The 26,353-nt window shown below is 65.7% G+C and carries 29 protein-coding genes and 1 tRNA gene; 23 read left to right on the top strand and 7 right to left on the bottom strand.

What is annotated here, in order from left to right; all coding sequences use genetic code 11:
* The first annotated feature begins 90 nt into the window (after positions 1–90).
* The 6 genes from ACQUQO_RS05860 (at position 91) to ACQUQO_RS05835 (ending at position 5,098) form a co-directional block, all read left to right on the top strand.
* Positions 91–519 (top strand): 30S ribosomal protein S12, encoded by a 429-nt coding sequence (locus ACQUQO_RS05860; protein WP_049998269.1) that lies wholly within the window; start codon positions 91–93, stop codon positions 517–519.
* Positions 516–1,127, top strand: a complete 612-nt coding sequence (locus ACQUQO_RS05855) for a 30S ribosomal protein S7 (protein ID WP_435077029.1) — start codon at positions 516–518, stop codon at positions 1,125–1,127. Before ACQUQO_RS05860 ends, ACQUQO_RS05855 begins: the two co-directional genes overlap by 4 nt.
* Positions 1,128–1,424: 297 nt before the next feature.
* Entirely contained in the window at positions 1,425–2,099 is a 675-nt protein-coding gene (locus ACQUQO_RS05850; RefSeq protein ID WP_435077028.1) for a DUF6230 family protein, read from the top strand.
* 45 nt (positions 2,100–2,144) lie between these two features.
* Positions 2,145–4,091, top strand: coding sequence for a DUF6114 domain-containing protein (locus ACQUQO_RS05845; protein ID WP_435077027.1), 1,947 nt, complete (start codon positions 2,145–2,147; stop codon positions 4,089–4,091).
* Positions 4,088–4,465: a DUF6114 domain-containing protein gene (locus ACQUQO_RS05840; RefSeq protein ID WP_435077026.1), complete on the top strand. Its 378-nt coding sequence runs from the start codon at positions 4,088–4,090 to the stop codon at positions 4,463–4,465. Before ACQUQO_RS05845 ends, ACQUQO_RS05840 begins: the two co-directional genes overlap by 4 nt.
* An 87-nt stretch (positions 4,466–4,552) precedes the next feature.
* Positions 4,553–5,098 (top strand): hypothetical protein, encoded by a 546-nt coding sequence (locus tag ACQUQO_RS05835; RefSeq protein ID WP_435077025.1) that lies wholly within the window; start codon positions 4,553–4,555, stop codon positions 5,096–5,098.
* Positions 5,099–5,115: 17 nt separating this feature from the next.
* On the opposite strand, the gene ACQUQO_RS05830 is transcribed toward ACQUQO_RS05835, so the two are convergent.
* The gene (locus ACQUQO_RS05830; RefSeq protein WP_435077024.1) at positions 5,116–5,865 is read right to left on the bottom strand and encodes a DUF5781 family protein; all 750 of its coding nucleotides are present in this window, start codon (positions 5,863–5,865) and stop codon (positions 5,116–5,118) included.
* A 271-nt stretch (positions 5,866–6,136) separates the two neighbouring features.
* Between ACQUQO_RS05830 and ACQUQO_RS05825 the strand changes: the two genes are divergently transcribed.
* Positions 6,137–8,323, top strand: a complete 2,187-nt coding sequence (locus tag ACQUQO_RS05825; RefSeq protein WP_435077023.1) for an elongation factor EF-2 — start codon at positions 6,137–6,139, stop codon at positions 8,321–8,323.
* Positions 8,324–8,707: 384 nt separating this feature from the next.
* Here the strand turns inward: ACQUQO_RS05825 and ACQUQO_RS05820 are convergent, their stop codons facing one another.
* Positions 8,708–8,926 (bottom strand): hypothetical protein, encoded by a 219-nt coding sequence (locus ACQUQO_RS05820; protein WP_435077022.1) that lies wholly within the window; start codon positions 8,924–8,926, stop codon positions 8,708–8,710.
* A gap of 122 nt (positions 8,927–9,048) precedes the next feature.
* Here ACQUQO_RS05820 and ACQUQO_RS05815 point away from each other — a divergent pair, with 122 nt between their 5' ends.
* The 8 genes from ACQUQO_RS05815 (at position 9,049) to ACQUQO_RS05780 (ending at position 13,837) form a co-directional block, all read left to right on the top strand.
* Positions 9,049–9,576 (top strand): amino acid-binding protein, encoded by a 528-nt coding sequence (locus tag ACQUQO_RS05815; RefSeq protein WP_435077021.1) that lies wholly within the window; start codon positions 9,049–9,051, stop codon positions 9,574–9,576.
* Entirely contained in the window at positions 9,573–10,523 is a 951-nt protein-coding gene (locus ACQUQO_RS05810; RefSeq protein ID WP_435077020.1) for a homoserine dehydrogenase, read from the top strand. Before ACQUQO_RS05815 ends, ACQUQO_RS05810 begins: the two co-directional genes overlap by 4 nt.
* Positions 10,524–10,656: 133 nt before the next feature.
* Entirely contained in the window at positions 10,657–11,922 is a 1,266-nt protein-coding gene (gene tuf, locus ACQUQO_RS05805; RefSeq protein ID WP_435077019.1) for a translation elongation factor EF-1 subunit alpha, read from the top strand.
* Positions 11,919–12,230 carry a 30S ribosomal protein S10 gene (gene rpsJ / locus ACQUQO_RS05800; RefSeq protein WP_204365460.1) on the top strand — a complete coding sequence of 104 codons (312 nt, stop codon included), beginning with the start codon at positions 11,919–11,921 and terminating at the stop codon, positions 12,228–12,230. The genes tuf and rpsJ overlap by 4 nt, the downstream gene beginning before the upstream one ends.
* 51 nt (positions 12,231–12,281) lie before the next feature.
* A complete protein-coding gene (locus ACQUQO_RS05795; RefSeq protein WP_435077018.1) occupies positions 12,282–12,890 on the top strand; it encodes a rhomboid family intramembrane serine protease in 609 nt (202 codons plus the stop codon).
* A 9-nt stretch (positions 12,891–12,899) separates the two neighbouring features.
* Positions 12,900–12,971: transfer RNA gene (locus ACQUQO_RS05790), tRNA-Ala, on the top strand.
* 263 nt (positions 12,972–13,234) lie between these two features.
* Positions 13,235–13,516: a hypothetical protein gene (locus tag ACQUQO_RS05785; RefSeq protein WP_435077017.1), complete on the top strand. Its 282-nt coding sequence runs from the start codon at positions 13,235–13,237 to the stop codon at positions 13,514–13,516.
* Between the two features lie 48 nt (positions 13,517–13,564).
* Positions 13,565–13,837: a DUF5827 family protein gene (locus ACQUQO_RS05780; RefSeq protein ID WP_435077015.1), complete on the top strand. Its 273-nt coding sequence runs from the start codon at positions 13,565–13,567 to the stop codon at positions 13,835–13,837.
* Between the two features lie 6 nt (positions 13,838–13,843).
* Here ACQUQO_RS05780 and surE read toward each other — a convergent pair whose 3' ends face one another.
* Positions 13,844–14,623, bottom strand: a complete 780-nt coding sequence (gene surE, locus ACQUQO_RS05775) for a 5'/3'-nucleotidase SurE (protein WP_435077014.1) — start codon at positions 14,621–14,623, stop codon at positions 13,844–13,846.
* 72 nt (positions 14,624–14,695) lie between these two features.
* Here surE and ACQUQO_RS05770 point away from each other — a divergent pair, with 72 nt between their 5' ends.
* Both ACQUQO_RS05770 and ACQUQO_RS05765 read left to right on the top strand, forming a co-directional pair.
* Positions 14,696–15,208 carry a hypothetical protein gene (locus tag ACQUQO_RS05770; protein WP_435077013.1) on the top strand — a complete coding sequence of 171 codons (513 nt, stop codon included), beginning with the start codon at positions 14,696–14,698 and terminating at the stop codon, positions 15,206–15,208.
* Entirely contained in the window at positions 15,205–15,342 is a 138-nt protein-coding gene (locus tag ACQUQO_RS05765; RefSeq protein ID WP_435077012.1) for a hypothetical protein, read from the top strand. Before ACQUQO_RS05770 ends, ACQUQO_RS05765 begins: the two co-directional genes overlap by 4 nt.
* 1 nt (position 15,343) lies before the next feature.
* Here the strand turns inward: ACQUQO_RS05765 and ACQUQO_RS05760 are convergent, their stop codons facing one another.
* From ACQUQO_RS05760 to ACQUQO_RS05750, 3 genes are read right to left on the bottom strand one after another with little or no spacing between them, the layout of a single operon-like run.
* On the bottom strand, positions 15,344–16,741 hold the full coding sequence (locus tag ACQUQO_RS05760; protein ID WP_435077011.1) for a small ribosomal subunit Rsm22 family protein: 1,398 nt from the start codon (positions 16,739–16,741) through the stop codon (positions 15,344–15,346).
* A complete protein-coding gene (locus ACQUQO_RS05755; RefSeq protein WP_435077010.1) occupies positions 16,738–17,466 on the bottom strand; it encodes a prephenate dehydrogenase/arogenate dehydrogenase family protein in 729 nt (242 codons plus the stop codon). Before ACQUQO_RS05755 ends, ACQUQO_RS05760 begins: the two co-directional genes overlap by 4 nt.
* A gap of 51 nt (positions 17,467–17,517) precedes the next feature.
* Positions 17,518–18,675 (bottom strand): M24 family metallopeptidase, encoded by a 1,158-nt coding sequence (locus tag ACQUQO_RS05750; RefSeq protein ID WP_435077009.1) that lies wholly within the window; start codon positions 18,673–18,675, stop codon positions 17,518–17,520.
* Positions 18,676–18,756: 81 nt separating this feature from the next.
* Between ACQUQO_RS05750 and ACQUQO_RS05745 the strand changes: the two genes are divergently transcribed.
* The 6 genes from ACQUQO_RS05745 to ACQUQO_RS05720 are packed head-to-tail and all read left to right on the top strand — an operon-like array spanning position 18,757 to position 24,902.
* Complete coding sequence (locus ACQUQO_RS05745; RefSeq protein ID WP_435077008.1) at positions 18,757–20,604, top strand: glycoside hydrolase family 15 protein; 1,848 nt, start codon at positions 18,757–18,759, stop codon at positions 20,602–20,604.
* A 58-nt stretch (positions 20,605–20,662) separates the two neighbouring features.
* Positions 20,663–21,763, top strand: a complete 1,101-nt coding sequence (locus ACQUQO_RS05740; protein WP_435077007.1) for a tRNA (guanine(26)-N(2))-dimethyltransferase — start codon at positions 20,663–20,665, stop codon at positions 21,761–21,763.
* Between the two features lie 51 nt (positions 21,764–21,814).
* Positions 21,815–22,630 carry a YihY/virulence factor BrkB family protein gene (locus tag ACQUQO_RS05735; RefSeq protein WP_435077006.1) on the top strand — a complete coding sequence of 272 codons (816 nt, stop codon included), beginning with the start codon at positions 21,815–21,817 and terminating at the stop codon, positions 22,628–22,630.
* A gap of 50 nt (positions 22,631–22,680) precedes the next feature.
* Positions 22,681–23,541 (top strand): YihY/virulence factor BrkB family protein, encoded by an 861-nt coding sequence (locus ACQUQO_RS05730; protein WP_435077005.1) that lies wholly within the window; start codon positions 22,681–22,683, stop codon positions 23,539–23,541.
* Positions 23,538–24,005, top strand: coding sequence for a ribonuclease BN (locus ACQUQO_RS05725; RefSeq protein ID WP_435077004.1), 468 nt, complete (start codon positions 23,538–23,540; stop codon positions 24,003–24,005). Before ACQUQO_RS05730 ends, ACQUQO_RS05725 begins: the two co-directional genes overlap by 4 nt.
* Positions 24,006–24,902 (top strand): phosphatase PAP2 family protein, encoded by an 897-nt coding sequence (locus tag ACQUQO_RS05720; protein ID WP_435077003.1) that lies wholly within the window; start codon positions 24,006–24,008, stop codon positions 24,900–24,902. It abuts the gene before it with no gap.
* Here the strand turns inward: ACQUQO_RS05720 and glnA are convergent.
* A complete protein-coding gene (gene glnA, locus ACQUQO_RS05715) occupies positions 24,884–26,251 on the bottom strand; it encodes a type I glutamate--ammonia ligase (RefSeq protein ID WP_435077002.1) in 1,368 nt (455 codons plus the stop codon). The two genes, ACQUQO_RS05720 and glnA, sit on opposite strands and share 19 nt — an antisense overlap.
* Between the last annotated feature and the right edge of the window lie 102 nt (positions 26,252–26,353).

The raw sequence follows: 26,353 nt of genomic DNA, 5'->3' as shown, positions 1-26,353 counted from the left end.
TACGGATGACAAGCGAGATTCGGAAGTCGTCCATTCTCAGAGCAGCCTGAAACGGGAGGCATAAGTATGCCCATCGGATAAACAGGGCATATGGCCAACGGCAAGTACGCTGCGCGGAAGCTCAAAAAGGACCGCCAGAACCATCGGTGGTCCGACTCGAAGTACGCCCGTCGCGCCCGCGGGCTGAAGGAGAAGACCGACGCGCTCGAAGGCGCGCCACAGGGTCGGGGCATCGTCCTCGAAAAGGTGGGCATCGAGGCCAAACAGCCCAACTCGGCGATTCGGAAATGCGTCCGGGTCCAACTCATCAAGAACGGCAAGCAGGTGACGGCGTTCTGTCCCGGTGACGGCGCAATCTCCTTCATCGACGAGCACGACGAGGTCACCATCGCTGGTATCGGCGGCGCGAAGGGCCGCGCGATGGGCGACCTCTCGGCGGTGAACTACAAGGTCGAGAAGGTGAACGGTGTGTCGCTCATCGAGCTCGTCCGAGGAAACGCGGAGAAGCCAGTCCGATGAGCGAGAGCGAAGCCCCCGAACCGGACCAGCCCGCCGGTGGCGAGGAGACCACGGGCGCGAAGCTGTTCGAGCGCTGGGACGTGACGGGTATCAGCTACGACGACCCGAGCACCGAGCGCTATATTACTGTCACGCCGGTCGAGCACACAATGGGCCGTCACGCCGGCAAGCAGTTCCAGAAGAGCGAGGTCTCCATCGTCGAGCGGCTCATCAACCGACTGATGCAGACCGAGGAGAACACGGGCAAGAAACAGCAGGCCACGCGCATCGTCCGCAACGCCTTCGACCTCGTGGCCGAGCGCGTCGACGAGAACCCGGTGCAGGTGCTCGTCAGTGCCGTCGAGAACGCCGCCCCGCGCGAGGAAACGGTCCGACTGAAATACGGCGGAATTTCGGTGCCGCAGGCCGTCGACGTGGCTCCGCAACGCCGGGTCGACCAAGCGCTGATGTTCATCGCCGAGGGCACCCACAGCGCCTCGTTCAAGTCACCCACGGACGCCCACGAGGCGCTCGCCGACCAGCTCACGGGCGCGGCGAACTACGACGTCCAGACGTACGCCATCAACCAGAAAGAGGAAAAAGAGCGCGTCGCGGCCGCCGCGCGCTAACCGTTCGGACTGTTTCGTTCCGTTTCGTTTCACTACGTTCGACGGGCCAGCGAACCGGTAGTGACGACCATTACATAAACCGCCGTGTATAGCGGGGGGAACAGTCACGGGCATGGATGTGATTAGTACGGGTGTCATGGGCGGTGTCGTAGCGCGGGGTGCCGACGCGACGCAGGAACCACCACGCGGATGTCCCGTCGGGGTCGGCGTGCGTGGCGAGCCACCGATGACGGGGCACATCGAGGTCGACACCGTGCAGGCGAGCACACTCGACGGGAAACAACAGGACGATACACAATGTACGACAAGAAAGTCTTAGCAAAGGGGACGGCAGTCTCGTTCGGCGTCGTCGCGCTCGTGGCGATGCTCATCGTGAGCAGCGGCATGGCCTTCGCCGCACCGATGGCCGGCATCGGTGGGTTCACCATACAGGCAGACGAACTCCGGGGCAACGACCTGTACCTCTATCCCGGTGTGAGCGACACGAGCGAACGCAGCGGCGTCCCGGTGGCGACCGCGGAGTTCTCCTCGGTCGAGATCGACGGTCTCGAACTCACCAAATCCTTCGAGGACGTGCCAGCCATCGGCGGCAACGCACGCATCGTGATCACCGCCACGGATACCGTGACAGCGGATTCGCTGCTCGTCAAACAGACCAAGCTCACTGCGTCGAGTTCGACGTTCAACGGACTGCTGATAGACGAGGATAACGCCAACTACAGCGACTCGTTCAAGCAGATCGCGCCATCGACGGCCGAACAGCGTACCTCGGGCGGAGACAGTTTCACCGACCCGAAGACCATCGACCTCTCGAACGCCTCGAACCCCGGCATCGTCCTCCAGAACGCGACGATTCGGGCCCACTACCAAGCTGTGAACCAGATCTCGATTCCGGGCATCACGCTCGCCACCGAGTACGACGCCAACGGTGACGGCGACTACACCGACAGCGAGGACGTCACGCTGAGCTAACGACGGCCGATACGCTTTTCCACCACGACACACAGAATGGTCGAAATGACACGCTCGGAGTCGGGCGACGACGGGGCGGTCAGTGAGCGACGCGCGCGGTTCAACCGCTGGCGTCGCGGCCGGCCGTTCGCCGGCGGCGCGCTGTTGGTGCTGGCGTCGCTGGTCATCGCGTGGATTCCCATCAACATCGCGCCCGACACCATCCTCATCGGCGAGACGCTCTCGCCAATCGGGCTGTTGTTCGCCGCGCTGGTCTTTCTGTGTGGCATCTTCGCGCTCACCCGACCCGGCAACGCCGACATCTTCGGGATATTCGGGGTCCTGTTCTCGATATTCTCGCTGTACGGTGCGCTCGGCGGATTCCTCATTGGCACCGCCCTCGGCATCATCGGCGGCGTCCTCTGCTATGCGTGGCGCGACGAGGACAACGGGGGTGAGGGTGGTTCCGGCGGTGAGACGAGCGAGGACGACTTCGAGTTCACCGACGACGGGACGGACACCGAGAGTACCGACGACGGACTGTTCGGCACGCGCTCGCGCGTGCAGCGTGCGGTGAGTGCCGACGGCGGCGGTGCGGGTGGACGAACCGCATCGATTGCTCTCCTGCTCGTTTCGGTGGTCGTCCTCAGCGCGTTCGCCCAACCACTCATGATGGCGGCGGCCCGCGACTTTCCCGAACAGGAGAGCATCGACGGCACTATCGTCATCGCCGAGGAGTTCTCCGGCAGCGGGTTCAACCATGCAAACGTCACGACCGACACCTCGAACCGCGAGAGCGTCTCGGCGGGTCGCTTCGGATTCAAGAGCGACGTGAACATCGAGGGGATGACGGTGTACAAGAACTTCCGTAGCGGTCCGGGCGGACCATCTCACCTCACCATCAAGGGGTCGTCGGCGTCGGCCCCGAACGGACTGTCGCTGACGGCCTCGGAGGCATACTTCGGCCGGCTGGGCATCGGCGTCGACCCGGTCGTCGTTCCGGCGGCGCGGCAGAAGTGGTCGACCTGTCCCGGGCAGGACTTCCTGTTCTCGAACGGTGACCTCGGCCCGCTGCCCGGTCCGCCCATCGATGCCAGTAACGTGGTGACGAACACGCACACGCTACGCGCGCCGTCGATAACCATCAAAGACCTCGAACTCACGATGCAGTCCGGGACGAAGTCGACGAGCGTCTCCGGGACGCCCGAGTGTACGAAAAACCCGGTCGAACCGGTACTGGACCTGTTCACCGCGAACGCGCTCGCGCTGCTGACCGACGAGGGCGTCATCAGCCCGAACGTGACGACGAACAACGTCACCGTCAGCGAGTTCGCGGCTCCCGCCGAGGTCGAGCAAAACGAGACCTACGACGTGAACGCGACCGTGACGAACGCGGGCTACATCGACGACGAGACGACCGTCACGTACCGCCGCGCCGGCGAGACGCTGGCCCGGCAAAACGTCACGCTCGGTCCCGACAACGAGACGACCGTCACGTTCGCGGACATCGGTACAGCCGGACTGGACGCCGGTACATACGACCACCGCATCACGGCTGGCGAGAGCACCACCACCGGAACCATCACGGTCGTCGGGGCGAACGAATCGGCCAACACAACCACCGCCTCGACGAACGTGGCGAGCGTTTCGGTCAGTACCGCGAACGGCTCGACAGCCGGGACAGCGACCGCCGACACGAACGAAACGAGTACGAACACGACGGCCGGCGATACGACGAACGAGACGGCTTCGACACCCGAGGGAACGACGTCCAGCGAAGCGACGAGCACGACGGCCGAAGAGACGACCGCGACGCCAAGCACATCGTCACCGACCGCAACCGAATCGCCGACACCGACCGCAGGAGCTGCCGCAAGCGAGGCAACGGGAGCCGAGAGTGCGTCGGCGACGGCCACCGAAGCGGCGACCACGACCACCCAGCAGACGACCACAAACGGTTCGTCGCTCATCGAGACACCCGGGCTGGCGAGCGACCGACTGAGACGACCATGAGCGCCGAACGGCGCTCGCAGCTGTCGGCCCATCGAGCACGGTTCGGCGAGTGGCAGGCGTCGAGACCGTTCCTCGGCGGCCTGCTGTTGGCGCTTGGGGGAGTCACCGTCGCGCTCGTGATGATCTTCTCGGCGGGGATCACCTTCGCTCGGGCCACTCCCTCGGCGCTTGCGCTCGTCGCGGCCACGGGAACCTTTCTCTGTGGCGTCTTCGCGCTCGCCAAACCCGCACTCGCGGGGCTGCTCGGCGTGGTTGGTGTCGTCTCGGTGGTCGTCTCGCTCGTCGGGACGCCGTTCGGGGCCGTTCTCGGGGTGGTGTGCTCGATACTCGGCGGCAACCTCTGTTATGCGTGGCAGCCCGAGGCGGACACCTAAGGCCGCGCGCGACCGACCGCAATCGATGGCCGCGCTGAGTGCGTTCGGGGTTCGCCGCCCGTCGTTCGTGTGGTATCGGAGGGACGGATGAGCGACGACGATGGCTTCGTCTTCGGTGACGACGAGGACGAATCGCTGTTTGGGTCGTCCGAGACCACGGAGAACGACCCCGAGCGGTGCTTCGGGACGGCCGACGGGACCGATTCCTCATCGACCGGTCGAACATCGCTCGACGGGACCACCAAGACGGTCGCGACGGTCGGACTGGCGGCCGTGCTGGTTGTCGTCGCCGGCGCGGTCGCCTACCCGCTCGTGATGGGTGCACTCGATACCGGTGGCCCGACAGAGAGGGACGCGCCGAGCGACGATGGGGGTTCGTCCGGCGTTTCGACGCCGACGACGCCCACTGGCCAGCCGGTGACACAGATCGTGATGACCATCGAGGAGACGACGAACGTGTCGCCAGCCACTCAACCGGCGACGCCGGCGACAGCGAGATCGACACGCACGACACGTTCGACGGCGACCGAATCGTCCGCGACCACATCATCCGAGACCGGCCGAACGGCCGTCCCAGTCAACGAGTTCCCGGCCGGTGACTCTGCCGACGAGAACGAAACCGCCGAGGCGTAGCGCCCGCGGTCGGGCCGTCAGTCGGCGGCGTAGCCGGTCGGCAGCGCGTACTCGCGGGTCGCATCGACGAGCGCGTTTCGATACTGGCTCTCATCGGGGTCGGCAACCAGTCCCCGAAAGCGGTGTTTGAACGCCGCGAGGTCAGTTTCGGGGGCGTCGTCGGCGGCGGCGTGGGCGAGGTCGTACAGCCGATGGTCATCGGCGATGCAGTCGTGGCGTTCGAGCAACGCGAGCGCGAAGGCCGCGTTGACCGCCGTGATTTCGGGGTCGGCCGCTGGCGTCAGCCGCGTCCATCGAGGGGGGTCAACGGGCCTATCGGCGAGCGCGCCCGCGAGGCTCGATTCGAGGAAGGCCACCAGCCTGTCGGCCGGCCCCACACTCAAGGTGATGTCGTCGGCGTAGATGTCCTTCATGTGGTTGGCTATCTGATGGCAGTGAACGAGCCGCCGGCGCTCGACCGAGTGACCCGCGAGCGCGAGCGAGAGTGCTTCCTCGGTCGATTGGGTGTGAGACGGATGGGACTGTTCGTATCGTCGCATGTGGGCATATTCGTGCAGCGCGAGCGGGCGCGCCATCGCACTGGTCGCGGCCTGCCGGGAGATATTGAGAACGTGGCGGTCGTCGTAGTGGGCGCTCCACGTCCGCGAGTCGGGGTCGTCGCGGATGTGGACGTCGACGGGGAGGGCGAGGTCGTGTTCGGTCGTGAAGAGGTCCCGCGCCCCGAGGAACGGGTCGGTCGGGCCGGGTGAATGCACGCGAACGTCCATGTGTTCGTTTAACAGGGGTCGAGACGGTATGATTCTTGTGCCGGCACGATGCCGCTCGACGATACGGCACGTATCGCTGTCGCCCACTCCGGCGAAACACCGAAAGATTCGCCGCGCTCATCTTTCGAGCTTCGTCCTCACTGCGTTCGGACGAAACACCGTCGTTTCACTCGTGTTGCTCGTTCCACGACGAGCTTCGCGTTCGCTCGGCTTCGCCTCGCTCACGCGAAACAGCACCCTTTTGACCCTCCTTCCGGTACGAATTGCCATAATGGGCCGACGTAAGAAGATCGTTCAAGAGTGCGAGCGGTTGATGGACAACCCGGAGAACATCCGGAACATCGCCATCGCCGCCCACATCGACCACGGCAAGACCACCCTCACCGACAACCTGCTCGCGGGCGCGGGCATGATCTCCTCGGACCTCGCGGGCCAACAGCTGGCGATGGACACCGAGGAGGACGAACAGGAACGGGGCATCACCATCGACGCAGCGAACGTCTCGATGACCCACGAGTATCAGGACACGAATCACCTCATCAACCTCATCGACACGCCGGGCCACGTCGACTTCGGCGGCGACGTGACGCGGGCGATGCGTGCAGTCGACGGGGCCTTGGTGGTCGTGGATGCGGTCGAGGGGACGATGCCCCAGACCGAGACCGTCCTCCGGCAGGCGCTGCGCGAGGGCGTCAAACCTGCACTCTTCATCAACAAGGTCGACCGACTCATCAACGAGCTGCAGGAGGGGCCCGAGGAGATGCAGGAACGTCTCCAAACTGTCATCGGCGACGTCAACGAACTCATCCGCGGGATGGCCGAGGAGAAGTACGAAGAGGAGGGCTGGAAGGTCTCCGTGCAGGACGGCACCGTGGCCTTCGGTTCCGCACTCTACAACTGGGCGACGAGCGTGCCCCAGATGCAGGCGACGGGCATCAACTTCGCCGACATCATCGAGTACAATCGCAACGACAACATCGACGAACTCCGCGAGTACTCGCCGCTCTCGAACGTCGTGCTCGACATGGTCGCCGAGCACTTCCCGAATCCCGTGAAGGCCCAACCAGAACGGGTTCCCACGGTGTGGCGCGGTGACGACACTACCGAACTCGCCGAGGGGATGCGTCTCGTCGACGACGAGGGCGATGTCGTCTTCATGGTCACCGACATCGGTATCGACCCACACGCCGGCGAAATCGCCACTGGACGCCTGTTCTCAGGTACGCTGGAGCGCGGACAGGACCTCTACGTCTCGGGGACCGCAGGCCAAAATCGGATTCAGTCGGTGGGTATCTTCATGGGTGGCGAGCGCGAGGAGGTCGAGCGCGTTCCCGCGGGCAACATCGCCGCCGTCACCGGGCTGCGGGACGCCATCGCGGGGTCGACAGTGTCGAGCGTTGAGATGACGCCGTTCGAGTCCATCGAGCACATCTCCGAGCCTGTGATCACCAAATCCGTCGAGGCACAGAACATGGACGACCTCCCGAAGCTCATCGAAACCCTCCAACAGGTCTCGAAGGAAGACCCTACCATCAGGGTGGAAATCAACGAAGACACCGGCGAACACCTGATTTCGGGACAGGGTGAACTCCATCTCGAAGTCATCACCCAGCGCATCGAGCGCAATCAGGGTATTCCCGTGACGACTGGCGAACCCATCGTCGTCTTCCGCGAGGCCGTCCAGCAGGCCTCCGAGACCGTCGAGGGCCAGTCGCCGAACCGCCACAACAGGTTCTATCTGACCGTCGAACCGCTTTCAGGGGATGTCGTCGAGACGCTGAAACGCGGCGAGGCGTCGATGGACATGCCAGAGACCGAGCGCCGCGAGGCGCTTCAAGAGGCCGGCATGGACAAGGACACCTCCCAGAACGTCGAAACCATCCACGGCACGAACATCCTCATCGACGACACGAAAGGTATCCAGCACCTCAACGAGACGATGGAACTCGTCGTCGAGGGCTGGGAGGAGGCGCTCGATGACGGTCCCCTTGCTGCGGAGCCGGTTCAGGGCACGCTCATCCGCCTCGAAGACGCCCGCCTGCACGAGGACGCCATCCATCGAGGCCCGGCACAGGTGATTCCCGCGGTGCGCCAAGCCGTCCACGGCGCGCTCATCGACGGTCGCATCTCGATGCTCGAACCCATTCAAAATGTGCGCATCGACGTGCCTTCCGAACACATGGGTCCCGCCTCCGGCGAGATTCAGGGCCGCCGTGGCCGCGTCGACGACATGTACCAAGAGGGGGACCTGATGGTCGTCGAGGGCGTCGCGCCGGTCGATGAGATGATCGGTTTCGCCTCCGACATCCGCTCGGCGACCGAGGGCCGGGCCTCCTGGAACACCGAGAACGCCGGCTTCCAGGTGATGGCCGACAATCTCCAGCCCGACACCATCATGGAAATCCGCGAGCGCAAGGGCATGAAACTCGAACTGCCCGGCAGCGTCGACTACTTCTAGAACCCACCTTTTTACTCGTCGGGTGCGCTCGCTCGTTTCACTCGCTCGCCCACCACTCCTCGCAAAAATCTGGGCCAAAAACTCCCGCTCGTTCACTCCGTTCGCTCGCGGTGAACCACGCTCGTTACACTCGCGCGGATGCCGATCCTCTCCGCGACCGTACAGCACCGCCGAAGCCCTCACTCGCTACGCTCACGGCTCACTTCGCTCACCGTTCGCATGGCGGCGCTTCACTTCGTTCACGCCGCCCACCGCTCGTTCGCCCTTCATCCACCGAGGACCGCACCGCAACAGCGGACCGCGGCGGTGCGCCGCGCCGCGGCCCCACCGGCCGCCGCAACCGCACCGCGGTCGCAGCCGCCACGGCACAGCCCCGCCACCCACTCAAAACGGCAGATACCGTTCGTAGAGGTCGTCGATTCGGCGATTGAGTGCGTCGCCGTCTTGGGACCCCCACGGGTTGCGTGAGAAGTAGTACATGCTGGCGAGAATCACCCCGATGGTGACGGCAAATCGCGGCGCGGCAGCGCTGAGGACGAACGCCGAGAAGCCGGCTATCACCCCCGAGACGAGCACGTCCACGATTTGGTGGGCGACGGACATGCCGACGGTAGCACCGCCGACAGCCTAAACCGTTCGGACGCGAGCGAAATGTGGGTACTTATCACTGCCGCTGTGTGAGCACCGGGCATGTATCGAGCAGAGGGGCGAACGGGAGTGGGTCGATGAGCGAGTCCTCGGAGTCGCGCTCGGCCTATACCGTGCGCCTCGAACTCGTCGACGAACCCGGCGAGTTGCTCCGCGCGCTCGAACCCATCGCCGACAACGGCGGCAACCTGCTCTCCATTTTCCACGAGCGGGGTTCGCTCACGCCGCGCGGACACATCCCCGTCGAGGTCGACCTGGAGGCGACGCCCGAGCGCTTCGAGACCATCGTCACGGCCCTGCGCGAGGCCGGCGTGAACGTCATCCGGGCCGGCGCGGAGCGCTACGGCGAGGAACTCACCGTGATACTCGTCGGCGACCTCGTCGAGACCGACCTCTCGGATACGCTCTCGCGCGTCGAGTGTGCGAGTGCCTCCGTTGCCGATGTCGCGCTGTCAGCCCCCGACGGCACCGACGAACCGTCGAACGCACGGCTCCGGCTGGCGACCCAGACCGGTGAGCGCGAACGCGCACTCGCCACCGTTCGGACGGTTGCCGACGAGAAGAACCTCCACCTCGTCGAGCCGCTTTCGGGAGGCGAGCGATGAACCTCGCCGTCATGGGCTGTGGCGCGGTCGGGCGAGCGGTCTGTGAACTCGCCGGCAGCTACGGCCATCGCGTGACCGCACTCGCCGACTCGACGAGCGCCGCCGTCGATGAGGACGGTATCGACAGCGAGACCGTCCTCGACCGGAAATCGGAGGAGGGTGTCGTCGGCTCGGGCGACCGCGAGGACGCACTCGCCGGCGACTACGATGTACTCGTCGAGGCGACGCCGACGACGCTCGGCGACGCCGAACCCGGATTCAGCCATGCCAAACACGCGCTCGCCCGCGACGCACACGTGGTGCTGGCGAACAAGGGACCGGTCGCCGAGCGCTACGGCGACCTCCGAGCCGCAGAGCGCGCCAGCGCGGGCAGGGTCCTGTTCGAGGCGACCGTCGGCGGGGCGATTCCGGTGCTCTCGACCATCGCCGACCTCGGCTCGGAGGACGTGACGGCGGTCCGTGGCGTCCTGAACGGGACGGCGAACTTCATCCTCTCGCGGATGAGCGCCGAAGGGTTGGATTACGAACACGTCCTCGCCGAGGCCCAGGACCTTGGCGTGGCGGAGACCGACCCGACGTTCGACGTCGAGGGCACCGACGCCGCGCTCAAATGCGTCATCCTCGCGAACGTCCTCGGCGACGGCGGCGTGACCCTCGCCGACGCGGCAGTCGAGGGCATCACGCGGCTCACGCCGAGCGCGCTCGACCTCGCGAGCGATGACGGGCGCACGGTGCGGCTGGTCGGCGAAGTCACCGACGGGGACAGTCCTACTGTTCGTGTCGGCCCACGGCTCGTCTCCGAACACGGCACGCTCGCGGTGACCGGCACCCAGAACATCGTCCAGTTGGAGACGCGCCACGCCGGCCAGTTGAACCTCAGCGGGCGCGGGGCAGGCGGGCGAGCAACGGCCTCGGCGGTGCTCGCGGACGTCGGCCGCTTACCCTGAACGGAACGGAAATCGGCCGACAACCGGGACGATTCGGGCGAACACGGCCGATTCAGTGGCGAAAAGTATCGTAATCGTTTTAACCGGAAGCGCAGTAAGCATCCGATATAGCGCCACTGCGCGTGAGAAACCAATGGCAGACAAACCACACCAAAACTTGGCCATCATCGGCCACGTCGACCACGGCAAGAGCACGCTCGTCGGACGACTGCTCTACGAGACGGGCAACGTCCCCGAGCACGTCATCGAACAGCACAAGGAAGAAGCCGAGTCCCAGGGCAAGGGTGGCTTCGAGTTCGCCTACGTGATGGACAACCTCGCCGAGGAGCGCGAGCGCGGTGTCACCATCGATATCGCCCATCAGGAGTTCGACACCGACGAATACTACTTCACCATCGTCGATACCCCAGGTCACCGCGACTTCGTGAAGAACATGATCACGGGCGCGAGTCAGGCCGACAACGCCGTGCTCGTGGTGGCTGCCGACGACGGCGTCCAGCCACAGACCCAAGAGCACGTCTTCCTCGCTCGCACACTGGGAATCAACGAACTCGTCGTCGCCGTGAACAAGATGGACCTCGTCGACTACGAGCAAAACCGCTACGACGAGACCGTCGAGGAGGTCAAAGGGCTGCTCGGACAGGTCAACTTCGATACCGACGACGCGAGCTTCATCCCCGTGTCGGCGTTCGAAGGCGACAACATCGCCGAGGAAAGCGAGAACACCGACTGGTACGACGAGGAAACGGTACTGGAGGCGCTCAACAGCCTCCCCGAGCCGCAGCCACCGACGGACGCCCCGCTCCGGCTGCCGATTCAGGACGTCTACACCATCTCGGGCATCGGTACTGTTCCTGTTGGACGGGTCGAGACGGGCATCCTCGCCACCGGCGACAACGTCTCCTTCCAGCCCAGCGACGTGGGCGGTGAGGTCAAGACCGTCGAGATGCACCACGAGGAAGTCCCCCAGGCCGAGCCGGGTGACAACGTCGGCTTCAACGTGCGCGGCATCGGCAAGGACGACATCCGCCGCGGTGATGTCTGTGGCCCGGCCGACGACCCGCCATCGGTCGCCGAGACCTTCCAGGCACAGATCGTCGTGATGCAGCATCCGTCGGTCATCACGTCGGGCTACACGCCCGTGTTCCACGCCCACACCACGCAGGTCGCCTGCACCATCGAGTCCATCGACTCGAAGATCGACCCCGCCAGCGGGGACGTCGACGAGGAAAACCCCGACTTCATCCAGTCGGGTGACGCGGCCGTCGTCACCGTGCGCCCGCAGAAACCGCTCAGCATCGAGCCGTCGAGCGAGATTCCCGAACTCGGGAGCTTCGCCATCCGCGACATGGGTCAGACCATCGCCGCCGGCAAAGTGCTCTCGGTCGACGAAGCATAATGCAGCAGGCGCGCGTCCGTCTGGCCGGCACCAGCCCGGAGGACTTGGACGACATCTGCGATGACGTCCGCGAGATCGCCACCAAGACCGGTGTCAATCTCAGCGGACCGATTCCGCTGCCGACGAAGGAACTCGAAGTCCCGGCCCGAAAATCGCCCGACGGCGAGGGGACCGCGACGTGGGAGCACTGGGAGATGCGGGTCCACAAGCGGCTCATCGACCTCGATGCCGACGAGCGCGCGCTCCGCCAGCTCATGCGCATTCAGGTGCCAAACGACGTCAGCATCGAGATCGTCCTCGAAGACTGAGGAATCGTTTTCACCCGCGACGTTTTCCATCCCCGAGCGGTAGTTTCGAACATGGCGTCTCTCACACGCAGTCCGACCGTCCAGACGCTTTCGGTGATGGCGGTCGTCTTTCTCGCCCAACGGGTCGCCGGGCTGGTCGGCGCGATGGGCTTTCTCTTCGTGCTCGGACCAAGCTTTCCGCTCCGGCCGTGGGCGCTGCTGACGAGCATCTACGCCCACGGGAGCCTCGCCCACCTCTTGGGCAACGCCACGATGCTCGTACTGGTCGGGCTGCTTGTCGAGTCGTTCACTTCGAGCGTTCGCTATCACGCCTTCTTCGTCACGACCGGCGTGCTCTCGGGACTCGCCCAGATCACGCTGGTGTCGGGAAGTCGAGTGCTCGGCGCGAGCGGGGCGATCTTCGCCTTCCTCGGCTATCTCGTCGCCGCCAACCCGGTGTCGAGTTCGGTGCTCGATACGCTACGGTTGAGTCGGCGCGGCCAACTCGCCCTCTTTGCCCTGCTCGCGGTCGCCGTCACGCTGTTGACGGGTGCGCCGGGCGTCGCAGTAGTGGCGCATTTCACTGGCTTTCTGTTGGGGCTGCTCGCCGGCCGCCTCGGCGTATTGGCAACAAGCCGGCCTCGCGGACAAACGCAAGGTACAAGCGGGCCGCCCGGATAGGACGGATGCGGGCTCGTAGATCAGTGGCAGATCGTCTCCTTCGCAAGGAGAAGGCCTCGGGTTCAAATCCCGACGAGTCCATCGGAGCGAGTGAGTTTTACGAGCGAGTGAGAATGGTCGAGTCCGGATTTGAAGCCCTGTCAGCCGCAGCCCGCGCAACGAGCGAAGCGAGTGAGCAGGAACGTCTGACTCCGGGTTCAAATCCCGACGAGTCCATCCTACTTTTTGCGCGGCTTCGCTCGTCTGCGACTCGCTCAGCCGAGCAAAAACGTAGTGAAAAAGCCGCATCGCTCTCCACCGCTCCAAACCGCGAAAGATAACATTCCGAGAGACCCAGCAACGGTATGGTGTCTGCAGAGATGGTGTTTCTCGGGGCGACGGTGATTCAAATCGTCTTCACCCTGCCGGTGCTTCTCGATAGCGGCTCGACCGTGCCCCGCGAGACGAGCATTCCGACGGCGCTGGTCTGGTTCGTCTATGCGGCCACGTACGTCACGATTTCCTTTCCGCTGGCGGCGGTTGCGAGCGCGCTCGGCGGGGTGCTCTGGGCGTTCGTCGCCCTCTTTCGTGGGCGGCCGTCGAAACAGGACCTCGACTACGTCATCGGCGACCTGCTCTCGGAGTAACCACCGAGCAACCGCCGAGGATTTAGGGTGCTCGCGTGTATCGACTCCATGCCGCGCCCGAAGTCCTCGTTCGACCGCCTGCGCCCCTTTCAGTTCCGTGAACCCGAGGACGTGCTCGACCCCGATGCGATGTATACCGTCTACGAGATCGCCCGCCTCTTGCAGGGACTCGACCCCGACGCTGAACTCGATGTCGAGACCGAGGCAATCCTGCTCGATTGGGCGATTCCATGGCTGGTCGAAAATTCCGATGCGCTCTGTTTCGGCGACCCCGAAAGCGACGACGAACCGGGCCACTACGGGCTTCTCGATACGGAATAGTGGTCACTATCGGTACGACTCGGCGACCGCAGCGAGCGCGTCGTGGGTCTCGGTCGTGTGTGGTGCGGTCAGCGGCGAGACGCTCACGCGACCCTCGAAGACCGCCCGGCGGTCGGTTCCGTCCGGGTCGGGAATTGCGCCGTCGGTCATCCGCTGCCAGATGCGGTCACGGAGCGTGAGGTCGCCCTCCTCGCGCACGGCGGTCATCTCGTACACTTCCGAGGGATGGGTGATCTCCATCGTGGCGTGCTCGCCGTCGGTGGCCGCCGGGACGGGGGCGTTAACGTTCAGGTAGTCCGCTTGCTCGAAGATACCGTTGCCGAGCGCGTTCTCGACGAGGTGGGTCGTCGCGCGGACGGCTTCCTTGTATTCGCCCTCGCGGGCGGCGTACTCGCGGAAATCGATGTCGCCGCCGGGGATGTACAGCGAGACGGCCATCGCCGGGACGTCGAAGAAGGTCGCCTCGACGGCGGCGCTGATGGTCCCCGAACGCCCGAGGGTGTACTCGCCGAGGTTCGCGCCCTGATTGCAGCCCGAAACCACGAGGTCGATGTCCGCACAGAGCGAGCCGAGACCCGCGACCACACAGTCTGCGGGCGTTCCTTTGACGGCATACCCGCGGTCGTGCTCTTCGACGACGACGCGACTGGAGAGCGTGCGCCCAACGGCGCTTTGGTCCTCGGCGGGCGCGACGACCGTCACCTCTCCATGCTCGCCGAGCGCATCGGCGAGCACCCCCAACCCCGTGCTCTCGATGCCGTCGTCGTTCGTCAGCAGGACATTCATACGTCGTGTGTGACGGCCGCTCGCAAAAGCGCACCGTTAAGGGCCATCGCTTCGCTGTGCGAGAACGAACGAATGAGCGAAGAACCCGACTCGCCACGAGAGGGCTGGTCGAGCAAGCGCCGCGAAATCATCTATCGTGAGCTGCGGGACGTCCTCGACACCCAGCAGTCGGTGATGGACGACATCGACGACAAGGCGCTGCGCACGGTGCGCATCACGGCGGTGCTGCTCGGCGTCGTGGTCCCCGCCGCCGGTCTCGCCGCCGTCACCTTCCAGCCGCTGCTCGCCGCCGTCGGCGTGTTCGCGCTCGTCGGCTCGGCGGTCGTCGGCGTCCTCACCTACGGCGAATCCGACCTCGTGGTCGGCCCGAGCGGCGAGTATGCCGTCTCGCTGGCGACCGGTGAGGGTGAGGACTGGGAACTCGACTTCCTCGTCGAGCTGGCCTCGTGGACCGAGAGCAACGCCGTCGACATCGCTAATAATGGTCGCCTGCTCTTCTACACGCAGGCGCTGTTTGTCGTCGGTATCGTGGCGCTCACCGCGAGCATGGCCTTTTACCCGGTCATGACCTATCTCACCCTATGAGTGACGACCACGCCGAGACGGGTCAGCGAAGCCACAAGGGACCGGCGCTGCTCTCGAAGCTCCTCGGACGCGACGGACACAGTCGGGAGGAACGCGCGCGGCTGCGGGCACAGCTCGAAGGGTCTGAAGAATAGTTCAGACGGGAATCCGGTCGACGACCGTTTCGTCGTCGACGACGAGATTATACGATTGCTCGTCGTCGTTCCAGAGCACGAGCACGTTCTCGAACTCCAGTAGTGCGCCGTAGTTCGCACCCGAGAGCGCCCGGTTGAGCGCCGTCTCGCGGGTGAGCACCGCGTAGTGGTCGACCGACTCGCTGCCGTCACTGACCTTGAAGAGGGGATTGCCCGCCGACAGCGAGTGGCTGAGTTTCGCGGCGATACAATCGACGCGACTGGCGACGTGGCGCTCGCTGTCGGCCATCTTCGCCACGCGGTCGATGTCGGGCGTAAATTCGATGCGTCGTGTGCCATCCCTGCGGAGAATCGAATACGAATACTGGACGTCGACGTTGACGAACGCCGTGCTCTCGTCGGCAGCCTCGGCGAGGCGGCGCTGGAAGGGTGGGACGTCGAGGTCGCCCTTCACGTCGAAGGACCACCCCCTGTCGGTCGGCACGTGACTGGGCCAGAGGCGGACGGTCGGCGCGTACACCGTCGCCGGACCACCGTCGGCGAGCGCGCGCTCGACACCTCTGAGACCGATGGACGTCTCGCGGTCGGCGGGCGCGATGGCAACCAGCGAGCCATCGGGCGCGAGCGCGTCCAGATAGCGCTCCGTGACCGCCACCGGGTCGCCGAGTTCGCTCAGCACGTTCGCCATGAGGACGAGGTCGTACTCGCCAGTGACTTCGAACGCTTCGGCGCTCGTGCGGTGGATAGTCGGATGGAAGTTTTTCCCTGTGTCATCGAGCAGCGTCTCCAGAACGTCGGCGGCGGCACTCGGTTCGACCGCGTGATACTCACAGAGCGCGTCATCGGGGAGGAAGTCGGCGAGACCGAGCGCCGGGCCGCCGACGCCCGCGCCCACGTCGAGTACGCGAAGGTGGTGAGAGAGCAGCCCGTCGCGTGCGAGGTCGGCGAGGACGTACTGTACGGCGGCGTAGTAGTCGGGGAGATGGTAGATAGCGTAGGCGAGCGCCGTCTCGCGGTCGTAGCGCACCGCCTCGCCGGCGAAATACGATTCCTTGAATTCCCGAATCCGCTCGCGGAGGCGCTGGCCGGAGTCGCCCGTCGGCCAGCCGGCCCCGTACTCGGAAACGAGCAGGTCTTCGAGCGCTCTGGCAGGTGATTCGGGCAGCGCCGCGACACCCGCGAAATCGGTCTCGATTGGTTGCGCGGAGACGGGAACGAACGTTCCGTCCTCGTGCTCGACGAGTCCGAGGTCGGGGGCCGACTCGCGGAGCACCTCGCGGACGACGGCGGGGTGGGGCTGGTCAGCGACGTACTCGTGGATTTCTTCGGGGTCGATTGGTCGCACCTCGCGGAGATATTTGGCGTTCGCACGAACCGCTTCGCGCTGGTCGTCGTTCATCGGTCGCGTGCCTCGCGGTACAGTGCCTCGACCCCTGCCCCGTCCGTGGCGATGCGTTCGGCCGCTTCAGCGACCGCCTCAGCGCCGTCGAAGCGCTCCTGAATCTCCGCATAGACCTGTGGTGACCCCGAGAGGACCTGCTCCGTGAGTTCGTCGAGCGGCCCGGAAATGGGAGTGTGAAACTCCTCACGGACGTCCTCGGCGGCGAGGGCGTAGGCGAGCACGGCCGCGTGCGCGCCGGCCTGTACCGTCTCCATCGCCCGGTCGTGCTCTGCGGGCGTGGTCTCGAAGAGGTCGTTTTCGGCGGCCAGCGCCGTGCGAATCTCGTCGGTCACCGGGCCGGCGGCATCGGCGACAGCCGCGATGTGGCCGGGGGCGTTCTCCGGCGCAAAGAGCGGATGGAGACTCAACCGCTCGCGGTCGGGAGCGTGGGTTTCCATCGCGGCGACCGGTTCGGCCATGCTTCCCGTCACGTCAACCACGGCGCGCTCGGCCTTGGGCGCGTGCTCGGCGATGGCGTCCTCGATTGCGGACATCGGTACGGCGAAACACACGGCATCGAATCGCTCGTCGGTATCGAGGGGAACCGACGTCACGCCGAGACGGTCGGCGACCGCCGTGGCTCGCTCGGGGTCGGTGTCGGCGACGGCGACTTCGGTCGTTTCGGCGAGCATGTGGGCGAACCACTCGCCCATCGTGCCCGCGCCGACGACGAGAAGGGTCATTGTATGTGTGTTCCGGCGGCGGGCAAAAGCCCCTTCGAGTGGCCGTGGGACCTACTCGACGCGGAGCCGTTTCGGGTAGTCGGTGAGGTTCTCGTAGCCGTCATCGGTGACGAGCACGAAGTCCTCGACGCGCACGCCGCCCACGTCCGGGTCGTACAGCCCGGGTTCGATTGTAATGACGTTGCCCGCTTCGAGCTCGCCACCCTCGAAGCTCAGGCTCGGCAGTTCGTGGACCGCCAACCCGACGCCGTGGCCCGTCCCATGAATGAAGCCCGTCTCGGTCTCGGGGTCCTCACGGAGTGTCGGCTCACCGGCGTCCTCGTAGACGTCACAGACCGCATCGTGGACGTCCTCGCCCGTCGCACCCGGTTCGACGGCATCGAGTGCCGCTTCGAGGGCTTCCTCCGAGAGGTCGTACCACGCCTCGACGCGCTCGCTCGGCTCGCCCTTCACGAACGTTCTTGTCATGTCGGCGTGATACCCTGTACTGGTGCTTTTCGGGAAGATATCGACAATGATGGGTTCGCCGGCGGGAAGCGGGCCGTTGCCGTCGTTGTGCGGGTCGGCGGCGTCGACACCGCCGGCGACGATGGTCTCGCCGGAGGTGTAGCCGTGCTGGAGCAGCGTCGTCTCGACGGCGGTCTTGACGCGCTCGGACGTGAGCGGTTCGCCGTCGGCGACGAGCCGGCCATCCTCGATATCGGCCTCGCGGATGGCGTTCTCGGCGGCGACCATCGCGCGCTCGTTGACTTGCTGGGCCTCTCTCACCATGTGGATTTCCTCGTCGGTCTTGACCGCACGGATGTCGAGCAGGACGCCGTCCTCTTCGGCAGTCACGTCGATGCCCTGCTCGCGGAGCCCGTCGGCGGTTCCAACCGGGAAGCGGGGCGGAACGAGCAGCGAGGATATCCCATGATCGTCGAGGAAGCGCCCGAGCAGTTCGGCGTTCGCCTCGCGCCCGCCCGCATCCTCGGCGTAATCGGCGTGGCGCGAAACGGTCGCGGCGCGGCTCTCGGTCTTGGCGCGGCCGTATTCGAGCGCCGACACCAGTAGATGAGTGTCGCCGTCGTAGAGGGTGATGAAGGGGTCGGGCGCGACGAACCCCGAGAGGTAGCGCTGGTCGGGGTCCTCGCCGTCGGCATCGAGCAGGTATCCCTCGGTCTCGTACTCCGTGAGTGTCTCGTCAAGCGCGGAGAAATCCGGGTCCATGACCGAGATTCGGTCGTGGTAGCCAAAACGGTGGCGTATCGCTGTCGGGAGGATTATGAAGCCGCCACGTGAGACCGGAATATGGATTTCCTCCCCATCGGCGACTACGGTGTCGTCGGTAACCTCGAAACCTGCGCGCTGGTCGGCCGCGACGGGACGGTCGACTGGTGGTGTCTCCCACACATCGAGTCACCGAGCGTCTTCGCCGGGATTCTCGACCCCGCAGTCGGCGGGCAGTTCACGCTTCAACCCACAGGACGGTTCGAGAGCGAACAGGAGTACGTCGAGCGGACGAACGTGCTCGAAACGCACTTCGAGACCGAGGGCGGAACGGCGACCCTCACCGACTTCATGCCGGTCATCGGCGAGCAACAGACCCTCGATGTCCCCGAGCACGCCCTCTATCGGCGCGTCGAGTGCGAGGCGGGAACCGTGGAGATGGACGTGAACTTCGCCCCACGATTCGACTACGCGCGCGCCGAGACGGCCGTCGAAGCGGTCGATGGCGGGGTTCTCGCCAGCGCCACCGACGAGGAACTGTTCTGTCAAACCCCGGTCGCGCTCGATGTCGAGGACGCGACGGCGACCGGAACCCTCGGACTCGACGAGGGCGATGCCGTCTGGTTTATCTGTCAGTACGGCGAGCACGAGCGCCTCGAATCGGCGGAGGCCGCAGCAATGCTGGAGGCGACCGTCGAATTCTGGAAGGGCTGGGTCCATCACTGTACGGACTCCGAGCGGTGTCTGTTCTACGGCCCGTGGCACGACCTCGTGGTTCGCTCGGAACTCGTGCTCAAACTGCTGATGCGCCGCGAGACCAGCGCCATCGCCGCCGCGCCGACGACCTCCCTGCCGGAAGAAATCGGTGGCGAGCGCAACTGGGACTACCGGTTCAACTGGATTCGAGATGCCGCCTTCACCATACAGGCGCTGCACGAACTCGGTCACGCGAGCGAGGTCGAGGACTTCTTCGAGGAGTGTCTCGACCAAGCCATCGAGGGCGAGTCGGGACGGGTCGAACAGCCCTTCTATGGGGTCGACGGCGAGGACCTCCCCGACGAGGAGGAACTCGACCACCTCGCGGGCTACCGGGGTTCCTCGCCGGTGCGCATCGGCAACGCCGCCGGCGACCAGCGCCAGCTCGACGTCTACGGCGAACTCGTGCTGGCGATTCACGAAACCACCCAGTACGGCGAGACGCTCACTCCGGACAACTGGACGGTTCTCAGGGACGTCATCGACCACGTCTGTGAGGTCTGGGACGAACCGGGCTACGGCATCTGGGAGGACCGCGCCGACCCGAAACAGTTCGTCTACTCGAAGGTGATGTGCTGGGCCGCCATCGACAGGGCGCTGACGATGGCCGACGCGACCGACTACGAGGCCCCGACCGACGAGTGGGAATCCGTCCGCGAAGACATCGAAGCCCGCGTGCTTGAGGAGGGCTTCGACGAGGAGATGGGGAGTTTTACCCGCTCGTTCGAGACCGACAACGTGGATGCGTCGCTGCTGCGCCTCCCGGTCGTCGGCTTTCTCGAACCGGACGACGACCGAATCGTGGGCACCATCGAAACCGTCAGGGAGCAGCTCGCGACCGAGAACGGTCTCGTCTATCGCTACGACACCGACGACGGTCTCGAAGGTGAAGAAAATCCGTTCGTTCTCTGTTCGTTCTGGCTGGTCGATGCGCTTGCCCTTGCCGGCCGCAGCGAGGAGGCCAGAGACCTCTACGAGAGCGTGCTCGAACATGCGACTCCGCTCGGACTGTTCGCCGAGCAAGTCGACGGGGAGACCGGCGAGCAGCGGGGCAACTTCCCGCAGGCGTTCAGCCACCTCGGCCTCATCAACAGCGCCATCTACGTCCGCGAGGGTGCCGACCCCCGTACCCCGACCCCTATCGGCGTCGACGCACCCGACAGTGCCAGTTGAGTCGAACAGTAGCATTCGAGGACAGGCCGCTTTTCGTGCTCGGAAGCCGACCCCGTGTATGGAACGCACCGAAGGCGGCATCGACCTCACGGTGCCCGAGCAGCCGGAGGCGGGCATCGGCGAGGACGTCTTTTTCAATCCCGAGCAGGAACTCAACCGCGACCTCACGGTGGCGATGCTCCGCGCACACGAGGACGGCGAGTCGTATCTCGATGCCCACGCCGCGACGGGCGTCCGTGGCGTCCGCGCCGCACGGGAGGGGTACGACGTGACGCTCTGTGACCGCGACCCCGATGCAACCGGCCTCTCTCGGAGAAACCTCGACCGGAACGGTCTCGATGGCAAGGTCAAAAACCGCGACGCGAACGCACTGCTCTCGGAGGAGCGCTTCGATATCGTCGACCTCGACCCGTTCGGCACGCCGATGCCGTTCGCCGACGCCGCCTTTCGGGGTGCGCGCCGGCTCGTCTGTGTCACCGCGACCGACACCGCGCCGCTGTGTGGCGCACACAGGGCGAGCGGAGTCCGCTCGTACAGCGCCGTCCCCCAGAACACTGAGTACCACGCCGAGATGGGCCTTAGGGTCCTGCTGGGTGCGCTCGTCCGCACCGCCGCCCGGTACGACGTCGGAGCAACTCCAATCCTGAGCCACGTGAGCCGTCACTACGTCCGGACGTATCTCTCGCTGTCGCGGCGGGCCAGCGACGCCAACGATGCCCTCGACGAACTGGGCTACGTCCATCACTGTTTTTCGTGTCTCCACCGCGAGACACAGGCCGGACTCATCGCCACTCCACCGGAGGCGTGCCCGGCCTGCGGCGGGCGCGTGCGAACCGCCGGCCCGCTCTGGCTCGGACGAGTCCACGACGACGGTTTCCTCGCGCGCGTCCGCGAGGGTGTCACCGCCGAGATGGGGGCCGCCGACCGCGCCCGTGACCTCCTCGACACGCTCGAAGACGAACTCGATAGGCCGACGCACTACGACCAACACCGCCTCTGCAAGCAGTGGAGCCGGTCGGCAAGCGCGATGGACGAGTTTCTGAGCCGGCTCCGCGAGGCTGGCTTCGCGGCCTCGCGGGCGCACTACGGGGGGACGGCGTTCAAGACCGATGCCACGGTCGAAGAGATCGAGACCGCGACCGCCCCGTCCGACGCATAACCTGCCGCCCAGCGCGGGCGGTACTTACGTCTCGACGCCGAACCCGCGCTCGTGTCGAGGACCGACGAGGTCGTGGGCGTTCTCGCCGGCATCGTCGCGCTCGCCCGCCGGGAGCGGTTCGTCCTGACGGCGGCGAGCATCGCGTACTTCGCGTTCATCTCGCTGGTGCCACTGTTGCTACTGGTCGTGGTCGCGGTCACGGCGCTTGGCGGCGACGCGCTGGCGATGCGGGCCGTCACGCGGGCGACGCGCACGCTCGTGCCAGAAAACGCCGCGCTGTTGCGCGAAATCGTCTTCGGCGCGGCGGACGGAGAGCGGGCGACGATACTCAGCGCCGCCGTACTCCTCTGGGGCGCGCTGTTGCTGTTTCGGGCGCTCAGTACCGCCATCGGCGGCATCTACGGCACCTACGGCGAGCGCTCGTTTCTCGGAGCGGTCGTCGACGTCGTGCTCGTGTTCGTCGTCGTGGTCGTCGCCGTGGTGGCGATGGTGGTCGGCGGCGTCGTGCTGTCGGCCTTCGTCGATACGCAACTCTGGCAGACCCTCGGCCCGGTCGTCGTGTTCGGCGTCTTCGCCGTCGTGTTCGTTCCGCTCTACTACATCCTCCCGGACGTCGATGGCGGATTCGTCGAAGTCCTGCCGGGGACGGTCGTCGCCGCCGCGGCGTGGACCGTCCTCCAGTCGCTGTTCGGTTACTACGCCACGATATCGACATTATCGCAGCTCTACGGGGCCGCGAGCGCCGTGCTGTTGATACTCGTCTGGCTCTACGTGGGTGGGTTCGTCCTGTTGGTCGGCGCGGCGCTGAACGCGACGCTGGCCGACCGCGTCGACCCCGATGCGGAGTGGGTTCCCATCGACCGCTGAGCCGTGCGGGTTCCCGCCGATTTATATACCCGTCGGTCGAATGCGCGGTCGTGAGTGCCAGCGCGCGCGTGACCTCCTTCGGCCGGACGTTCGTCGGGGAGGTACAGGACAAGGAGATCACGTTCATCGCCGCGAGTCTCGCCTACTATGCGTTCGTCTCGCTGATTCCGCTCATCCTGCTCTTGCTCGTCGCCGTCTCGGTCGTCGGTGGGCAGGGGATGGCCGACCGCATCGCCGCCGTAGCGGGTGGCGCGCTCTCGCCGAGCGGCCAGGGACTCGTCACCGAGGCGATCAGCAATCGAAACGGGGCCGCCAGCGCGACCGTCGTCTCGCTGCTCGCATTGCTCTGGAGTGCGCTCAAGGTGTTTCGCGGCCTCGATACCGCCTTCTCACGGGCCTACGGGCGCGAATCTCCCGGTCTCGCCACCCAGATAAAGAACGGTCTCCTCACGCTGCTGGCGGTGGTCCTCGGCATCGTCGTCACCGTCGGCGTCGGCGCGCTCGTCTCGCTCGCGCCGGTTGACGTGACCGTCGCGGGCGTCTCGGCGGTCGGTCTTGCCGGCACGCTGGCGACGCTGCTCGGGGTGTCGCTCACGCTGTTGCCGCTGTATTATTTCCTGCCGGGCGGCGGCGTGACGGTTCGGGAGGCACTGCCGGGCGCGCTCTTCGCCGCCGTCGGCTGGACGATACTCCAGATCGGGTTTCGGTTGTACGCCGCAAACGCCGGGAGTTACGAGGCCTACGGCGTCATCGGGGCGGTGTTGTTGCTGGTCACGCTGCTCTATTTCGCCGGAATGATACTGCTGCTCGGTGTGGTGTTGAACGCCGTTCTCGTCGGACGGGCGGGCGGAACGGACGAAACGGACGACGAGGGGCTGGCGGCGCAACTGAAAGCCGGAGGCAGACCATGAACGAGGACACTGAATCCGACCACGACGGGGAGACGGGCGCAGAGACGACGGTCAGCGAGGCGGTTCGGGAGACCGACCGCGACGACCGCGGGAGCGTCGACCGGACCGCGACCCTCGACGACGTCGAGGCGCTGCGCGAGGACGTCGTCGCCTTCGCCGACGAGGTCGAAGACCGCATCATCAAGCGCGACACGCTCGAAAGCGATCTGAAGAAGTACATCCGCAAGCGACAGCGCCGCGGCCACGCCCGCGGCTGGGGACCCTATCTCGTCCTGCTCTATGGCACCGTGATGACCGTCGGCGCGTTCGCCTACCTGAATGGGGGGTGGGCCATCCTCGCGATGCTCGTCGTCTGGCTCTCGACGCTCGGGCTGTACGTCCTGATGGTGCTCGTCGGACTCGTCGGCACGGCCGTCGGCGCACCCGGACGACTCACCGAGCGAGTTCGGGACTTTCGCTCGTAGATGCGCGGCCTCGGGGTTACCGAGGCGCTGGGTGCGCTGCCCGACGTTCTACTGGTGGTTTTTGCGCTGCTCACGCAACTGGCCGACGTCTGGTTCGTTCTCGGCCTGCTCACGCTGCTGTACTGGTTCGGCGAGCGCGCGCCGGTTTCGCTCCCGCGCGAGCGGGGCGCGTTGCTCATCGCGCTCGCGTTCGGCGGGCTCTCGCTCGTCGTCGTCCTGAAAGGGTTCTTCGCGCTGGCGCGCCCACCGATGGCCGGCGAGGCGTCCAGTCTGCGCTACGTGCCCGAACTCCTGCACGGGGCCTATACCAACGCCGCGACCGCGACCGGCTACGGCTTTCCGAGTGGGCACGCCCTCACCGCGACGGTCGTCTGGGGTGGTCTCGCCGTCGTCCTCGATGTCGGCACGCGCAGTCGGCGCGCGCTCGTCGCCGGGAGCGTCATCGCGGTCGTCTGTCTCGCGCGGCTCGTGCTCGGCGTTCACTACCTCGTCGACGTGCTCGCCGGCGTCGGCATCGGACTGGTATATCTCGCAGTCGTCGTGAAAACCGCCCGCGGGCGGACGCGGCGAGCGTTCGGGGTGGCGGCGGTCGTCGCCACAGGAACGCTCCTCGGGTCAGTGACCGCCGACGGCGCGCTGGCGCTTGGGGCGACCGCCGGCGCACTCGTCGCGTGGGAGGGCGTTGGCGAGCAGCTATCGACCGAGTATCGAATGCGCATCACTCACGGCGTTCTCGGAGTGGCGGTGTTCGGCGGCGCGTTCGCGGCGGTGTACCTGCTCGAAGCCGGGGTGGTCCTCACGACGCTCGCGGGCGCGGCCATCGGCGCGGGCGTCATCACGATGCCGCTCGTCGCCGAATGGGTTGGCGGACGCGAGAGTCAGAACGTTTCGAGGTAGCGCTCTTTCTCCCACTCGCTGACCGAGACGCGGTAGTCCATGACCTCAGAGCGCTTGGCTTCGAGGAACTTCTCGGTGACGTGCTCGCCGAGGGCCTCCGTAACTACCTCGTCGGCTTCGAGCGCGTCGAGTGCACCCGCGAGCGTCGTCGGCAGCGTCTCGATGCCGTGTTCGGCACGGCGCTCGGCGTCGAACTCGTAGATGTTGTCCCGCACCGGGCTAGGAGCGTCGAGACCGCGCTCGATACCGTCGAGACCGGCGTGAATCATGGCTGCGAAGGCGAGATAGGGATTGCAAGAGGGGTCCGGCGAGCGGAGTTCGACCCGCGAGGCCGCGGGCGTGCGCGCGGCTGGTTTGCGCACCAGCGCCGAGCGGTTGCGGTCGGACCACGCCACGTAGACGGGGGCCTCGTAGCCGGGGACGAGGCGCTTGTAGCTGTTCACGGTGGGATTGCAGACCGCCGTGATGGCCGGTGCGTGCTCCAGAACCCCGGCCAGGAACTGTTTCGCGGTCACCGAGAGGTCGAACTCGTCGTCCGAATCGTGGAAGGCGTTCTCGCCGCCCGAAAAGAGCGAGAGATGGGTGTGCATGCCCGAGCCGTTGACGCGCGCGATGGGTTTGGGCATGAACGTCGCGTGCAGGTCGTGTTCGGCCGCGATGGCACGGACGACTGCCCGGAAGGTGGCGACGTTGTCGGCGGTCGTGAGCGCGTCGTCGTAGGTGAAGTTGATCTCGTGTTGGCCCTCGGCGACCTCGTGGTGGGAGGCCTCGATGTCGAGACCCATCTCCTCCAAACCATAGATGATGTCCCGGCGCACGTCCGAGGCGAGGTCCTTCGGTGCGAGGTCGAAATAGCCACCGGCGTCGTTCGTCACGGTGGTGGCGCTGCCGTCCTCGTCCTGTTCGAACAGGAAGAACTCGGGTTCGGGCGCGGCGTTGATGTCGTAGCCCATGTCGGCGGCGCGGTCGATGGCACCCGTGAGCACGCCGCGCGGGTCGCCCACGAACGGCTCGCCGGTGGAGGTGTTCATCACGTCACACATGAGCCGCGCGCTCGCGGTACCGTCGTCGCGGTCGCGCCACGGCAGCACGGCAAACGTCGAGGGGTCGGGCGTGAGTCGCATATCGGATTCCTGAATCCTGACGAAGCCCTCGATGCTGGAGCCGTCGAAGTAAATCCCCTCGGCGAAGGCCTTCTCGGCCTGCGTGGCCGGGATGGAGACGTTTTTGACAGTTCCAAGGATGTCCGTGAACTGGAGCCTGAGGAAGTCGACGTTTTGGTCGTCTATCTGTTCGAGAACACGTCTGGCGTCGGGCGAAAGCCCATCGTCTGGAGTTCCGTTTGTCATCGTTCGTGCCTACTTGATGGGATACTGCGGAGGATAAAAGGACTACTGTTCGTCGCAAATATTGGATAGCGGGACAAAAGTGGATGTTCGTAAAATTTTACT

This window comes from Halococcus sp. AFM35, from assembly GCF_051195015.1.
In the GTDB taxonomy this organism is placed as follows: Archaea; Halobacteriota; Halobacteria; order Halobacteriales; family Halococcaceae; genus Halococcus.
Note: the sequence above shows the minus strand (reverse complement) of the source record. Positions and strands in the feature narration are given on the sequence as shown.